The sequence below is a fragment of the Aeromonas ichthyocola genome (genome assembly GCF_046087985.1).
Lineage (GTDB): Bacteria > Pseudomonadota > Gammaproteobacteria > Enterobacterales > Aeromonadaceae > Aeromonas > Aeromonas rivipollensis.
In genome coordinates, this window is sequence record NZ_JBJSWH010000006.1 from 163,298 (window position 1) to 177,500 (window position 14,203).

10 protein-coding genes, 1 tRNA gene and 2 rRNA genes (1 of these 13 only partly in view) are annotated in these 14,203 nt (G+C 59.7%); 7 read left to right on the top strand and 6 right to left on the bottom strand.

Annotation, left to right across the window (positions count from 1 at the left end; all coding sequences use genetic code 11):
- Nucleotides 1-13: 13 nt before the first annotated feature.
- Nucleotides 14-973, bottom strand: a complete 960-nt coding sequence (gene rfaD / locus ACF2JD_RS17945; RefSeq protein ID WP_025325251.1) for an ADP-glyceromanno-heptose 6-epimerase — start codon at nucleotides 971-973, stop codon at nucleotides 14-16.
- Nucleotides 974-1,119: 146 nt separating this feature from the next.
- Between rfaD and ACF2JD_RS17950 the strand changes: the two genes are divergently transcribed.
- From ACF2JD_RS17950 to ACF2JD_RS17970, 5 genes are all read left to right on the top strand, one after another.
- Nucleotides 1,120-1,764 (top strand): TetR/AcrR family transcriptional regulator, encoded by a 645-nt coding sequence (locus ACF2JD_RS17950; protein WP_025325250.1) that lies wholly within the window; start codon nucleotides 1,120-1,122, stop codon nucleotides 1,762-1,764.
- A gap of 183 nt (nucleotides 1,765-1,947) precedes the next feature.
- Complete coding sequence (locus ACF2JD_RS17955) at nucleotides 1,948-3,138, top strand: glycine C-acetyltransferase (protein WP_163150214.1); 1,191 nt, start codon at nucleotides 1,948-1,950, stop codon at nucleotides 3,136-3,138.
- An 89-nt stretch (nucleotides 3,139-3,227) separates the two neighbouring features.
- Complete coding sequence (gene tdh / locus ACF2JD_RS17960) at nucleotides 3,228-4,256, top strand: L-threonine 3-dehydrogenase (RefSeq protein WP_440987903.1); 1,029 nt, start codon at nucleotides 3,228-3,230, stop codon at nucleotides 4,254-4,256.
- A 261-nt stretch (nucleotides 4,257-4,517) separates the two neighbouring features.
- On the top strand, nucleotides 4,518-4,970 hold the full coding sequence (locus ACF2JD_RS17965) for a c-type cytochrome (RefSeq protein ID WP_005327368.1): 453 nt from the start codon (nucleotides 4,518-4,520) through the stop codon (nucleotides 4,968-4,970).
- Nucleotides 4,971-5,054: 84 nt separating this feature from the next.
- The gene (locus ACF2JD_RS17970) at nucleotides 5,055-7,334 is read left to right on the top strand and encodes an EAL domain-containing protein (RefSeq protein WP_440987904.1); all 2,280 of its coding nucleotides are present in this window, start codon (nucleotides 5,055-5,057) and stop codon (nucleotides 7,332-7,334) included.
- A 7-nt stretch (nucleotides 7,335-7,341) separates the two neighbouring features.
- On the opposite strand, the gene rep is transcribed toward ACF2JD_RS17970, so the two are convergent.
- On the bottom strand, nucleotides 7,342-9,354 hold the full coding sequence (rep, locus tag ACF2JD_RS17975; RefSeq protein ID WP_429101399.1) for a DNA helicase Rep: 2,013 nt from the start codon (nucleotides 9,352-9,354) through the stop codon (nucleotides 7,342-7,344).
- 152 nt (nucleotides 9,355-9,506) lie between these two features.
- Here rep and ACF2JD_RS17980 point away from each other — a divergent pair, with 152 nt between their 5' ends.
- Both ACF2JD_RS17980 and ACF2JD_RS17985 read left to right on the top strand, forming a co-directional pair.
- Complete coding sequence (locus ACF2JD_RS17980; RefSeq protein ID WP_440987905.1) at nucleotides 9,507-10,727, top strand: SufS family cysteine desulfurase; 1,221 nt, start codon at nucleotides 9,507-9,509, stop codon at nucleotides 10,725-10,727.
- 13 nt (nucleotides 10,728-10,740) lie between these two features.
- The gene (locus ACF2JD_RS17985) at nucleotides 10,741-11,175 is read left to right on the top strand and encodes a SufE family protein (protein ID WP_440987906.1); all 435 of its coding nucleotides are present in this window, start codon (nucleotides 10,741-10,743) and stop codon (nucleotides 11,173-11,175) included.
- A 21-nt stretch (nucleotides 11,176-11,196) separates the two neighbouring features.
- Here ACF2JD_RS17985 and tcdA read toward each other — a convergent pair whose 3' ends face one another.
- The 4 genes from tcdA to ACF2JD_RS18005 all read right to left on the bottom strand — a co-directional run.
- Nucleotides 11,197-12,033 (bottom strand): tRNA cyclic N6-threonylcarbamoyladenosine(37) synthase TcdA, encoded by an 837-nt coding sequence (tcdA, locus tag ACF2JD_RS17990; protein ID WP_440987907.1) that lies wholly within the window; start codon nucleotides 12,031-12,033, stop codon nucleotides 11,197-11,199.
- Between the two features lie 331 nt (nucleotides 12,034-12,364).
- Nucleotides 12,365-12,441: transfer RNA gene (locus ACF2JD_RS17995), tRNA-Asp, on the bottom strand.
- Between the two features lie 94 nt (nucleotides 12,442-12,535).
- A 5S ribosomal RNA gene (rrf, locus tag ACF2JD_RS18000) occupies nucleotides 12,536-12,650 on the bottom strand.
- 123 nt (nucleotides 12,651-12,773) lie between these two features.
- A 23S ribosomal RNA gene (locus ACF2JD_RS18005) occupies nucleotides 12,774-14,203 on the bottom strand; it runs 1,460 nt beyond the window's last position.

Sequence of the window (14,203 nt, forward strand, 5' to 3'; positions counted from 1 at the left end):
CGTCAGAGGGGGATCAAGCCCGGTTCAACCAGGCCATGTAATCGGCCACGCCTTCGGCGACAGTCTTGAACTCGCCGTCATAACCGACGCCACGCAAGCGGGTCAGATCGGCCTGGGTGAAGCTCTGATAGCGACCCTTGAGGTGATCCGGGAAGGGGATGTACTCGATGGCGCCTTGCTGATGATGCTTGATCACGGCCTCGGCCACGTTCTGGAACGGCTCGGCACGGCCGGTACCGCAGTTGAAGATGCCGGAGTGCTGCGGGTTCTGCCAGAACCAGAGGTTCACCTTGCAGACGTCGTCCACATAGATGAAGTCGCGCATCTGGCCACCGTCCGGGAAGCCGTCACAGCCCTCGAACAGCTTGGGATTGTCCCCCTGCTTCACCTGGTTGTTGAGGTGGAAGGCGACGGAAGCCATGGAGCCCTTGTGCTGTTCGCGCGGGCCGTAGACGTTGAAGTATTTCAGGCCCACGACCTGGGAGTCGATCTCCGGCAGCCAGCGGCGCACGTATTGATCGAACAGCTGCTTGGAGTAGCCATAGACGTTGAGGGGCTGCTCGAACTTGGGATCTTCGATGAAGTTGTCGTTGCGGCCGCCATAGGTCGCGGCGGAGGAGGCATAGATGAAGGGAATTTCCCGCTCGATGCAGTAGTGGAACAGATCCTTGGAGTACTCGTAGTTGACCTCCATGATGAACTTGCCGTTCCACTCGGTAGTCGCCGAGCAGGCACCTTCGTGGAAGATCACCTCTATGCCGCCATCCCACTCTTCAAACTCGTCACCGGAGACGATCCGCGCCTGGAACTCGTCCTTGTCCATGTAGTCGGCGATGGTGAGATCGACCAGGTTGACGAACTTGGTGCCGTCGGTCAGGTCGTCGATGACCACGATATCGGTCCGTCCTTGAGCGTTCAGCTGCTTGACCAGATTGCTGCCGATAAAGCCAGCACCGCCAGTTACTACGATCATGGAGTTTGCCTCGCGTACGTTGATGGCCCCGTGTGACTGCCTGTTAAAGCTGTGTATAGTGGGCCAATTTGAAATTGCCGAAAAGTTTATCACGGGCCGCCAGGGGATTCGACCTCGGCGCACAGGGCCCGGCAGAGGGATCAGTGATGAAGACCAGAGACAGGATCATCCACAGCGCCACCGAGCTGTTCAACGATCAGGGTGAACGCAACATCACCACCAACCACATTGCCGCCCATCTCGGCATCAGCCCGGGCAACCTCTATTACCACTTCCGCAATAAAGAAGACATCATCCACTCCATCTTCGATCAATACGCCCGCCACCTGAGCGAGAGCTTCACGCCGGCCCGCAGCCACGAGATCAAGCTGGAAGATCTGATGGGTTATCTGGATGCCATCTTCTATCTGATGTGGCAGTTCCGCTTCTTCTACGCCAACCTGCCGGACATCCTCAGTCGTGACGAACCCTTGCAGCACAAGTACCTCAAGGCCCAGGAGCAGCTGCGCGCCGCCGTGGAAGCGCTGCTGAGAAGCCTGCGCGAGGGCGGCATCATAGACGTCAGCGACGAAGACCTGCCGGATCTGGGCCAGACCATCAAGATGGTGGTCACCTGCTGGATCCCCTTCCAGATTGCCCAGGCACCCCATACCCGCATCACCAAGCCCTTGCTTTATCAGGGGGTCTTGCGGGTGCTCTTCCTGCTGCGCCCCTATGTGCAGCCCCAGGTGATCGCCCAGATCCGCCAACTGGAGCAGCACTACCACCAACTGGCCCAACCAGCAGGGTGAGATCTGTTTCACAATTGTTGAATATCAGCATAATAATTTGAATTGGTGCGCAACGATTGCAGTAAAATGTTGCCCATTCCAGGGTCTGTCGACGTTTCGTCACGACCGCGACGACGTCAGTCCGTGCACCTCGCACGGCCAAGATCCTGATAACACAGTCGACACAGTCAATGAGGACCGAGGATGTCTAACGGATTCTATCGTCACCTGGCCGAACAGCTCGAACAGGTCAAGGCGGAAGGGCTATACAAGCAGGAACGCATCATCACCTCGGCTCAGCAGGCCCAGATTGCGGTGGGCGGCGAGCAGGTTCTGAACTTCTGTGCCAACAACTACCTGGGGCTGGCCAACCACCCGGATCTTATCGCCGCCGCCCATCAGGGACTCGACAGCCACGGCTTCGGCATGGCCTCGGTACGCTTCATCTGCGGTACCCAGGACCAGCACAAGGCGCTGGAGCAGAAACTGTCCGCCTTCCTCGGCACCGAGGACAGCATACTCTACTCCTCCTGCTTCGATGCCAACGGCGGTCTGTTCGAGACCCTGTTCGGCGCCGAAGACGCCATCATCTCAGATGCACTCAACCACGCCTCCATCATCGACGGCGTGCGGCTGTGCAAGGCCAGGCGCTATCGTTACGCCAACAACGACATGGCCGAGCTGGAAGCCCAGCTCAAGCAGGCCAATGCCGACGGCGCCCGCTTCAAGCTGATCGCCACCGACGGTGTCTTCTCCATGGACGGTGTCATCGCCGACCTCAAATCCATCTGCGATCTGGCCGACAAATACGACGCCCTGGTGATGGTGGATGACTCCCACGCGGTGGGCTTCATCGGCGAGAACGGCCGTGGCACCCACGAATACTGCGGCGTGCTGGACAGGGTCGACATCATCACAGGCACCCTGGGCAAGGCGCTCGGCGGCGCCTCCGGCGGCTACACCTCCGGCAAGAAAGAGGTCATCGACTGGCTGCGTCAGCGCTCCCGTCCCTACCTCTTCTCCAACTCCCTGGCTCCCTCCATCGTCTCGGCCACCATCAAGGTGATCGACATGCTGGCCGAGGGTCACGCGCTGCGGGCCAGCCTGAAAGCGAACAGCGAGTATTTCCGCACCCGGATGAGCGCCGCCGGTTTCACCCTGGCCGGTGCCGATCACGCCATCATTCCGGTCATGCTGGGAGATGCCAAGCTGGCCGCCGAGATGGCGAGCCGCATGCTGGCCGCCGGCATCTACGTGGTGGGCTTCTCCTTCCCCGTGGTGCCCAAGGGCCAGGCCCGCATCCGAACCCAGATGTCTGCCGCCCATACCCGCGAGCAACTGGACAAGGCCATCGATGCCTTCATCCGCATCGGCCGCGAGCTCGGTGTGATTTGATCACATGGCTAGCTGATTAAAACGGGGGCCAAGGTTGGGCCCCATTTTATTACCCTCTGTAACCGGCACAGCGCCGTGAGGAATCTGTCATGAAAGCACTCTCCAAACTCAAATCCTCCGAAACCGGCATCTGGATGACGGACGTCCCGGCTCCCGAACTCGGCCACAACGATCTGCTGATCAAGATCCGCAAGACCGCCATCTGCGGCACCGACATGCACATCTACAACTGGGATGAGTGGGCCCAAAAGACCATACCCGTGCCCATGGTGGTCGGTCATGAGTACGTGGGAGAGGTGGTCGCCGTCGGCCAGGAAGTGCGCGGCTTCGCCATCGGCGATCGCGTCTCAGGCGAAGGCCACATCACCTGCGGCCACTGCCGCAACTGCCGCGCCGGTCGTACCCACCTGTGCCGCAACACCATAGGGGTCGGCGTCAACCGCCCGGGCTCCTTCGCCGAATATCTGGTGATCCCGGCCTTCAACGCCTTCAAGCTGCCGGACAACATCCCCGATGAGCTGGCCGCCATCTTCGATCCGTTCGGCAACGCCGTGCACACAGCCCTCTCCTTCGATCTGGTGGGTGAAGACGTGCTCATCACCGGCGCCGGCCCCATCGGCATCATGGCTGCCGCCGTCTGCCGCCATGTGGGTGCCCGTCACGTGGTGATCACCGACGTCAACGAATACCGCCTCGAATTGGCCCGCAAGATGGGCGCCACCCGCGCCGTCAACGTGGCCAAGGAGAAGCTCTCCGATGTGATGGACGAGCTCGGCATGACCGAAGGCTTCGATGTGGGGCTGGAGATGTCCGGCGTGCCCAGCGCCTTCCAGGACATGATCGACAAGATGAACCACGGCGGCAAGATTGCCATGCTCGGCATTCCCCCCTCTACCATGGCCATCGACTGGAACAAGGTGATCTTCAAGGGCCTGTTTATCAAAGGGATATATGGTCGCGAGATGTTCGAGACCTGGTACAAGATGGCCAGCCTCATCCAGTCCGGCCTGGATCTCAGCCCCATCATCACCCATCACTTCCACATCGATGACTTCCAGCAAGGCTTCGAAGCCATGGGGTCAGGCAAGTCCGGCAAGGTGATCCTGAATTGGGATTGATGAGCCGTGGATGTCATGTGCAACGGCTCGGTCCGGCACAGGGATCCTGAGTGGAGACAAGTCAGCCTTTTTCACGGCTGATTGCAAAAACCCGGCGAAAGCCGGGTTTCTTTTTGCTCTTGCCTTGCCTGCTGCCCCTGCCGCCTCAGAAACTTTGTTCGCAGATTGCTTAACACTTCACACACAAGCGTTTAAATGCCTGTAACTATTCGGTTATAATCCCGTCGTTTTCTAGGGATAATAAGAGCCTGCTGGGAGTACATGAGCGTGTTGAAAAAACTGAGCTATTTGCTGGCTGCCGGGATGGCGGCCGCCACCCTGTCCGGCGCCGTCTTTGCCGCCGATGAGATGTCGACGGAAGCCATTGCCGAGCGCATAGCCCCGGTCGGCCAGGTCTACACCGCCAAGGATCTGGAAGGCATTGCGACGGCCGCGGCCGCCCCTGCTGCCGCCTCCTCCGGTCCCCGTGATGGCGAGACAGTGTTCAAGGGCGCCTGCTTTGCCTGCCACGATACCGGCGCGGCCGGCGCGCCCAAGCGCGGGGACAAGGCTGCCTGGGAACCACGCATTGCCCAGGGGTTCGACACCCTGCGCAAGCATGCCATCGAAGGCTTCACCGGCAAGGCCGGCATGATGCCAGCACGGGGCACTTGCGCGGCCTGTAGTGACGAAGAGATCGAAAACGCCATTCACTACATGATCGACAAGCTCTAAGTGGTTGAAAGGGCTCCTATTGCAGCCCTTTCAATCCAATCACTTCCGACTACGCTTGTAGGTGAGTTTATTCGGGAGTATTGCATGTCAGTCCAGCCCCTCACACCGCCAGATCCCCCCCCCTTGCTGGCGGTCGTTTCTTCCATCATGGATTTTCCCGCGCCCGGCATCGCCTCCCCTGAGGATTACGCCAGACTGGTAGAGCAGCTGGGCAGACTCTGCCCCCTGCAGCACTTTGCCATGCTGGGGCTGGCCGATGGAGGCCTGCACTGGCTGTATGCACATCAGCTGCCCGAGGCGTTCAAGCAACAGCTGGGGCGTGAAGAGCCCCGTCTCACCGAACAGCTCACCCGACTCGATGAACATCAGGGATGGTGCGTGCAGGCGGTGGAGCACTATGAGGTGCAATGGCTGCTGGCCCGCGGCGCCCCCGAACAGACCCCGACCCTGAGATTGCTGCTGGAGTGTCTGGCCAAGCGCCTGCACGAAACCCAGACCGGCACCCAGCTGGCGGGGCAAGCCTCCCCCCTGATGCAGCGGGATCCCCAATGGCAGCAGAAGATTGAAAAAATCAGCCGTATCATGCGGTTGGCCCACAATCTGCCGCAGCATGCCCTGTTTTCCCAGCTGGAGGCCGTGCTGCGCCAGATGCTGGCCGTCAATGAGATGCTGCTGGTCCGCCTCGACAACCAGCGGCTGGAGAAACTCTATCCGACGCGGCTCGCCTACGATGACGACGTCATCAGGGCCCTGTGCCACAGCACCAACAGCATAGAGCGCAGCGAGGCCGGGTTGTTCTGGTACAGCCTGCCCCTGCGCCAGCAGCAACAGTATTTCGCCCACCTCATCATCAATACTGCCCAGCCCCTGGAAGCCGATGACAGGCTGTTCCTCGACTTCCTGCGCCACCAGTTGACCCTGCTGCTGGAACTCAAGAGAGTCAGGCAGCAGCTGGATGAACTCAACTCGGAAGAGTCCATCAACCAGCGGCTACAGCAGCTGCGCCAGACCAACCTGCGGCTGCAAAAACGGCTCAGACATCATCAGGAGCTGGAGCGGCGACTCCAGTTCAATGCGCTGCATGACCCGCTGACCCAGCTGCCGAACCGGGCCCTGCTGATGAACCACCTTCACCATGCCATGACCCGTTACCGCCGTTACCAGACGGCCGGCTTCACCCTGATATTCGCCGACGTGGATCATTTCAAGCAGGTCAATGACGCCCTGGGCCACAGTGCCGGCGACCAGCTGCTGCAGGAGCTGGCCAAGCGTCTGCAGAGCTGCATCCGGCAGAATGACATGGTGGCCAGGCTGGGGGGCGACGAGTTCGTCATCTATCTGGACAACAGCCAGCAGGAGGAGGACGTCAGCCCCGTACTCAACCGCATTCTAGGCCGCATCGCCCACCCGTTCCGGCTTCAGGGTAATGAGCTGACCGTTACCATCAGCCTGGGGGTGGCCAGCGTGTCGGAGCAGACCACGGACATCAGCGAGCTGCTGCACCAGGCCGATCTCGCCATGTACCAGGCCAAGCGCAATGGCCGCAGTCGCATCGTCATGTACTCAGACGCCTGCATGGAGCACTCGGGCTCTCCAGAGGAACGGCTGTTCAGGGCCTTGCGGGAAGGCAGGATAGTGCCCTACTTCCAGCCGGTGATCAGACTGAAGGAGAGTCGCCTGGTGGGGCTGGAGGTGATGGCGCGCTGGATCACCGAGGAGGGCGAACTGAAGGATGCCTTCGACTTCATTCCACTGGCCGAGCAGTGCGGCCTCATTCAGGACCTTGATCGCCAAATCCTCAGGCGCACCTGCCAGCAGCTGAAGGGCTGGCTGCAGATTTCGGACGGCGGTCGCTTCAAGATATCCCTCAACCTGTCCGGCAAGCACCTGGCCAGCCGCGAGCAGATCATGGCACTGGTCCACATCATGGAGGAGGAGGGGGTGATACCCGGCTACTTCATCTTCGAATTCAACGAGCGGGAGCTATCCAGGCAGAGTGCCGACTCCCTCACCTCGCTCCATGAGCTCAGGGCCAAGGGGATTCAGATCAGCCTGGACGACTTCGGGACCGGCTTCTCCTCCCTCAATGCCCTGTTCCACTTCCCGGTGGACTACATCAAGGTGGATGACAGCTTCACCCATCGCATGCTGAACTCCCCCAAGGACCTGGCGCTGATCCGTGCCATGCGGGACATCTGTCAGGATCTCGACTTCACCCTGGTGGTCGAGGGCATAGAGAACCAGCAGCAGTTGCAGAAGCTGATCGAGCTGGGCTGCGCCCTGGGACAGGGGCGCCACATATCCCCGCCTCTGCCAGGATCCGACATCATACCGCTGCTCACCCAGGCAGAGCCCCCGGCCTAACCTTCCCTCAATCCTTCTTGAACAGGGCCCTCAGGTTGGCGACGCCGACCTGCCCCTTCTGCTGGCGCTCCTCGGCCGTCACCTTCTTCTGGTTTTCCCACTCCAGATCGTCCTGGGGCAGCTCCAGTAGGAAGCGGCTCGGCTCGGGACGCACCGACTCGCCATACTGACGCCGCTCCTTGCAGAGGGTGAAGGTCAGTTCGGTCTGGGCCCGGGTGATGCCCACATAGGCGAGACGACGCTCCTCCTCCACGTTGTCCTCGTCGATGCTGGTCTGGTGGGGCAGCAAGCCCTCCTCCATGCCCACCATGTAGACATAGGGAAACTCCAGCCCCTTGGAGGCGTGCAGTGTCATCAGCTGCACCTGATCCGCATCGTCCTCCCCCTCGTTGCGCTCCATCATGTCTCGCAGGGTGAGGCGAGTGACCACCTGGGCGAGCGTCATGGCCTCTTCCAGCTCGTCCCCCTCCAGCATCTCGGTGATCCAGCGATAGAGGGTGGAGACGTTCTGCATCCGCATCTCTGCCGCCTTCGGGCTGGGGGAAGTCTCATAGAGCCACTCCTCGTAGTGGATCTCCTTGATCATATCCCGCACCGCCTCCACCGGGTTGCCCCGCTGCGCCTGATCGCCGAGCCGCACCAGCCAGTTGGTAAAGGCCTGCAAAGCCACCAAACCACGGCCGGAGAGGTGCTGCTCCAGCCCCAGCTCGAAGCTGGCGGCAAACAAACTCTTGCCGCGCTGGTTGGCGTACTGCCCCAGCTTCTCAAGCGTGGTGGGGCCGATTTCCCGGCGCGGCAGGTTGACCACCCGCAGGAAGGCGGTGTCCTCGTCCGGATTCACCAGCAGCTTGAGGTAGGCCATGATGTCCTTGATCTCGGTGCGGGAGAAAAACGAGGTGCCGCCGGAGATGCGATAGGGGATGCGGTTGGTCATCAGCGCCTTCTCGAAGATGCGCGACTGATGGTTGCCCCGATAGAGGATGGCGTAATCCTTGAACCGGGTGCGATTCATGAACTTGTGGCCCATCATCTCGGCGGCGATCCGTTCCGCCTCGTGCTCCTCGTTCTTGGCGAACAGCACCTTGACCGGCACCCCGTAGTCGAGCTCGGAGAAGAGCGCCTTGTCGAACACATGGGGGTTGTTGGCGATCAGTATGTTGGCGCACTTGAGGATACGCCCCTTGGAGCGGTAGTTCTGCTCCAGCTTGATGAGCTTGAGGCTGGGGAAATCCTCGTTCAGCAACACCAGGTTCTGGGGCTTGGCACCGCGCCAGGAGTAGATGGACTGGTCGTCATCCCCCACCACTGTGAAGCGGGCCCGCTCGCCGACGATCTGCTTCACCAGCTCGTATTGGCTGGTGTTGGTGTCCTGATACTCGTCGACCAGCAGGTAGCGGATCTTGTTCTGCCAGCGGGTACGCACCTCCTCGTTGTTCTTGAGCAGCAGGGTCGGCATCACTATGAGGTCATCGAAATCCAGCGCGTTGTAGGCCACCATCTGGCGGTGATAGCGCTCGTAGAGCTGGGCCATCAGCACCTCTTCGGGCCCCCGGGCAATACGCATGGCGCGGGCAGGCAGGATGAGGTCGTTCTTCCAGTTGGAGATTTGGCTGATAAGGGCCGAGAGCTTGTCCTTGTCGTTGTCGAGCTCGTCTTCAGTCAATTCTTTCAGCAGCGCCAGCTGGTCGGTGTCGTCGAACAGGGAGAAGTTCGCCTTGAGATTCAGACTCTTGTGCTCGCGACGTATGATGTCGAGGCCCAGGGTATGGAAGGTGGAGACCATGAGCCCCCGCGCCTCCTTGCGACCCAGGGTCTGGCCGACCCGCTCCTTCATCTCCCGTGCCGCCTTGTTGGTAAAGGTCACAGCGGCGATGTTGCGGGCGTTATAGCCGCACTGCTGCACCAGATAGGCGATCTTGTTGGTGATGACGCGGGTCTTGCCCGATCCGGCACCCGCCAGCACCAGGCAAGGGCCGGAGACAAACTTGACCGCTTCGTTCTGATTGGGGTTGAGCTTCATGGGCCGGATCTCTTGGCTTATGATGAGGGGCGGCATTGTAACAGAGATCCCGCGGGCAGCCGAAACCGGACACAGGATCCCGCCACTTCGCCTTGTGTTTGCCCGTCATTTTCCGGATCATGGCCGACTTTTCCAGAGGAGATGAGGGGAGCATGAATCAGCAAGAGCACGCCCAATTGCGTAGCCAGTTTCCGGCCCTGGCGCAGGAGGTGAACGGCCACCCTCTGATCTATCTGGACAACGCCGCCACCACCCAGAAGCCGCAGGCGGTGCTGGACGCCATAGCTCACTACTATCGGGCCGACAATGCCAATGTGCACCGCGCCGCCCATGCCCTGAGCGGTCGCGCCACCCGCGCCTTCGAGGCAGCCCGCGAGACGGTCGCCCGCTTTATCAACGCACCTAACAGCCGGGAAGTGATCTGGACCCGCGGCACCACAGAGGCGATCAATCTGGTAGCTCACAGCTGGGGCATGAGCGAGCTCAAGGCGGGGGACGAGATCGTCCTCAGCACCCTGGAGCATCACGCCAACATAGTCCCCTGGCAACTGATTGCCGAACGCACCGGCGCCCTTATTCGGGTCATTCCGCTGGATAAGCGCGGGGATCTGGATATGGAGGCTTACCTGGCCATGCTGGGGCCGCGCACCCGACTGGTGAGCGTGGCCCATGTCTCCAATGCCCTCGGTACCGTCAATCCGGTCACCCAGATGGTGGCCGCCGCCAAGGCGGTTGGTGCCCTGACCCTGATCGACGGCGCTCAGGCGGTTGCCCATCTCGAGGTGGATGTACAGGCCATAGGCTGCGACTTCTATGCCTTCTCCGGTCACAAGCTCTATGGCCCGACCGGCATAGGCGTGCTCTGGGGCAGAGCCGAACTGCTGGAGCTCATGCCGCCCTGGCAGGCGGGAGGCGAGATGATCGACAGAGTCAGTTTCAGCAGTACCACCTTCAATATCCTGCCCTTCAAGTTCGAGGCGGGCACCCCCCATATTGCCGGTGCTATCGGCCTCGCAGCCGCCATCGACTTTGTGACGGAGCAAGACAGGGGGTCATTGACCCGCCACGAAGAAACGCTAACCAACTATCTGGTCGCAGGCCTGCATCAGGTGCCGGGCCTGCGCCTCATAGGTGAACCGGCGCAACGGGCAGGGGCTGTCTCCTTCCTGCTGGATGAGATCCATCCCCAGGATGCTGCCACCCTGCTCGACATGCAGGGCATAGCGCTACGGGTCGGCCATCACTGCACCATGCCGCTGATGGAGAGCTTAGGGATAGGCGGCACCATGAGGGCCTCGCTGGCCTGCTACAACGATCGGAACGATATCGATGCCCTGCTGGCAGCCCTGCACAAACTCAGTGACTTCTTCTAAGGCAGACAAACTCATGAGCAGCCTAGCAAGCTATACCCAGATCGGCCTTGAGCCCAACGCTGACACCATCCGCCAGCAGTTTGCCGCCGCCCACGGCTGGGAGAACCAGTACCGACTCATCATCCAGCTCGGCAAGCAGCTGCCCGCCCTGCCTGCCGAGTGGCAAACCGAAGAGCACCGCTTGAAAGGCTGCGAGAGCCAGGCCTGGCTAAAGAGCGAAAAGGGGGAGGATGGCTGCTGGCACTTTGCCTGTGATTCCGATGCCCGCATAGTGCGCGGCCTTATCGTCATCGTACTGGCGGCGCTCAATCATCAGACCGCCGACGCTATCCAGACATTTGACGTGGATGGCTATTTCAGCGAACTGGGGCTCGAGAAACACCTGAGCCCGTCACGGGGTAACGGGCTCAGGGCAATAGTGCTGGCGATCCGGGAACAGGCAGTCTAACCCGCCTTGTTCAGTGGTCGATTAGGCTTCGCTAATCGACCCTGCTTCTTCATTCCCGACCTCTTTCTCGGCACGAGCGCCCCGCTCGGCAATCTTCTTCAATACCCGGGAGGCAGCCACCAGACCGAAGGTCGCCGTCACCGGCGTCACGGCGCCAAAGCCGGAGGCGCAATCCATCTTCATGTTGCCGTCGCTGGCCGCCTTGGCCTGACAGGTACCGCCATTGCCATCGGGATAGCTCAACTGCTCGGTCGAGAAGACACACTCCACCCCGAATTTGCGCGCCGGATTCTTGCTGAAGTTGTGCAGCCGGCGCAAGTCGGAGCGCACCTTGGCGGCCAGCGGATCCTGAATGGTCTTGGCCAGATCCGCCACTGTGATTTGGGTTGGGTCCATTTGCCCGCCAGCACCGCCCGCTACTATCACCGGGATCTTGTTGCGCTTGCAGAAGGCAATCAGCGCCACCTTGGCCTTGACCGAATCGATGGCATCCACCACATAGTCAAACTCCCGCTTGATATGCTCGGCCAGGTTGTCGGCGGTGACGAAGTCATCCACCTCGATCACCTCGCAATCCGGATTGATGGCACGAATCCGCTCGGCCATGACTTCTGTCTTGAGGCGGCCAACCGTGCCCTGCATGGCGTGGATCTGGCGATTGGTGTTGGTGATGCAGATGTCATCCATGTCGATCAGGGTGATCTGGTTGATACCAGCGCGGGCCAGCGCCTCGGCTGCCCAGGAGCCGACCCCGCCGATCCCCACCACGCAGACCCTGGCCTGGCTGAAGGAGCCAAGGGCGCTCTGACCATAAAGACGGGCAATGCCCCCGAATCGCTGTAGATATTCTGCTTTCATACCACCACCTTGCTTGAGGGCGGCCATTATAGCGGCAACCGCAGCCAGCGGCGATGATCGGGTGATAATGGTGTTGATGCGAGGGGGAAGTGAGTAGTGTCTGGATTCTTGAAACGAAAAAAAGCCCAGTCTTTCGACTGGGCTTTCTAAATAGTGGCGGAGCGGATGGGGAGACGGACACGGTCCGGCTCAAGCACAAGGTGCCACAGGCAGGGACCGAGTTGCCAGTGGCAAGTCGCAGCCCTGTCTGTGGTCCCTTGTTTCCTTAATCCCGTTCACGAAAATCCAAAAGCAAAAAGGCCTTCCCGTTAGGGAAGGCCTTTCAAATTAGTGGCGGAGCGGACGGGACTCGAACCCGCGACCCCCGGCGTGACAGGCCGGTATTCTAACCGACTGAACTACCGCTCCGCATTCGGTTAGCTTTCGCTAAATCTTCTGCCGCTTACTGAGGTGTCATCCTCTCGGCCAATCATGCAATCTGTGCACAACTGTTTAATTGGGTGCCTGGCAGTGTCCTACTCTCGCATGGCGAATGCCACACTACCATCGGCGCTACCGCGTTTCACTTCTGAGTTCGGCATGGGATCAGGTGGTTCCACGGCGCTATGGCCGCCAGGCAAAAAACTTCATCCGGAAAGCTGACGTGAATAACGACTTAGCTAGTTTGCTTTGTCATTATCACTGAATTTGAGTAGTTCTTGCGGTTTGTTACAAGTCTCAGAACACTTCTTGGGTGTTGTATGGTTAAGCCTCACGGGTAATTAGTATGGGTTAGCTCAACACGTCGCCGCGCTTACACACCCCACCTATCAACGTTGTGGTCTCCAACGGCCCTTTAGGACCCTCAAGGGGTCAGGGATGACTCATCTCAGGGCTCGCTTCCCGCTTAGATGCTTTCAGCGGTTATCGATTCCGAACTTAGCTACCGGGCAGTGCCACTGGCGTGACAACCCGAACACCAGAGGTTCGTTCACTCCGGTCCTCTCGTACTAGGAGCAACTCCCTTCAATCATCCAACGCCCACGGCAGATAGGGACCGAACTGTCTCACGACGTTCTGAACCCAGCTCGCGTACCACTTTAAATGGCGAACAGCCATACCCTTGGGACCGACTTCAGCCCCAGGATGTGATGAGCCGACATCGAGGTGCCAAACACCGCCGTCGATATGAACTCTTGGGCGGTATCAGCCTGTTATCCCCGGAGTACCTTTTATCCGTTGAGCGATGGCCCTTCCATTCAGAACCACCGGATCACTATGACCTACTTTCGTACCTGCTCGACCTGTCCGTCTCGCAGTTAAGCTGGCTTATGCCATTGCACTAACCTCCTGATGTCCGACCAGGATTAGCCAACCTTCGTGCTCCTCCGTTACTCTTTGGGAGGAGACCGCCCCAGTCAAACTACCCACCAGGCACTGTCCGCGAGCCCGATTCAGGGCCCTGCGTTAGAACATCAAACATACAAGGGTGGTATTTCAAGGACGGCTCCAGCGCAACTGGCGTCACGCCTTCAAAGCCTCCCACCTATCCTACACATGTAGGTTCAATGTTCAGTGCCAAGCTGTAGTAAAGGTTCACGGGGTCTTTCCGTCTAGCCGCGGGTACACCGCATCTTCACGGCGAATTCGATTTCACTGAGTCTCGGGTGGAGACAGCATGGCCATGGTTACACCATTCGTGCAGGTCGGAACTTACCCGACAAGGAATTTCGCTACCTTAGGACCGTTATAGTTACGGCCGCCGTTTACCGGGGCTTCGATTAAGAGCTTCGCTTGCGCTAACCCCATCAATTAACCTTCCGGCACCGGGCAGGTGTCACACCCTATACGTCCACTTTCGTGTTTGCAGAGTGCTGTGTTTTTGATAAACAGTCCCAGCCATCTGGTCACTGCGACTCCCAACTGCTCCATCCGCAAGGGACTTCACTGTCAAGAGCGAACCTTCTCCCGAAGTTACGGTTCTATTTTGCCTAGTTCCTTCACCCGAGTTCTCTCAAGCGCCTTGGTATTCTCTACCCGACCACCTGTGTCGGTTTGGGGTACGATGACTTGTAATCTGAAGCTTAGAGGCTTTTCCTGGAAGCAGGGCATCAATGGCTTCCGCACCGTAGTGCGTTCGTCTCGTGTCTCAGTGTTGTGTCTCCGGATTTGCCTAGAAACACCACCTACG

What these genes read in the sequence shown, in the direction of transcription:
- rfaD (WP_025325251.1), bottom strand. Translation starts at nt 973, where the DNA reads ATGATCGTAGTAACTGGCGGTGCTGGCTTTATCGGCAGCAATCTGGTC.
- ACF2JD_RS17950 (WP_025325250.1), top strand. Translation starts at nt 1,120, where the DNA reads ATGAAGACCAGAGACAGGATCATCCACAGCGCCACCGAGCTGTTCAAC.
- ACF2JD_RS17955 (WP_163150214.1), top strand. Translation starts at nt 1,948, where the DNA reads ATGTCTAACGGATTCTATCGTCACCTGGCCGAACAGCTCGAACAGGTC.
- tdh (WP_440987903.1), top strand. Translation starts at nt 3,228, where the DNA reads ATGAAAGCACTCTCCAAACTCAAATCCTCCGAAACCGGCATCTGGATG.
- ACF2JD_RS17965 (WP_005327368.1), top strand. Translation starts at nt 4,518, where the DNA reads ATGAGCGTGTTGAAAAAACTGAGCTATTTGCTGGCTGCCGGGATGGCG.
- ACF2JD_RS17970 (WP_440987904.1), top strand. Translation starts at nt 5,055, where the DNA reads ATGTCAGTCCAGCCCCTCACACCGCCAGATCCCCCCCCCTTGCTGGCG.
- rep (WP_429101399.1), bottom strand. Translation starts at nt 9,354, where the DNA reads ATGAAGCTCAACCCCAATCAGAACGAAGCGGTCAAGTTTGTCTCCGGC.
- ACF2JD_RS17980 (WP_440987905.1), top strand. Translation starts at nt 9,507, where the DNA reads ATGAATCAGCAAGAGCACGCCCAATTGCGTAGCCAGTTTCCGGCCCTG.
- ACF2JD_RS17985 (WP_440987906.1), top strand. Translation starts at nt 10,741, where the DNA reads ATGAGCAGCCTAGCAAGCTATACCCAGATCGGCCTTGAGCCCAACGCT.
- tcdA (WP_440987907.1), bottom strand. Translation starts at nt 12,033, where the DNA reads ATGAAAGCAGAATATCTACAGCGATTCGGGGGCATTGCCCGTCTTTAT.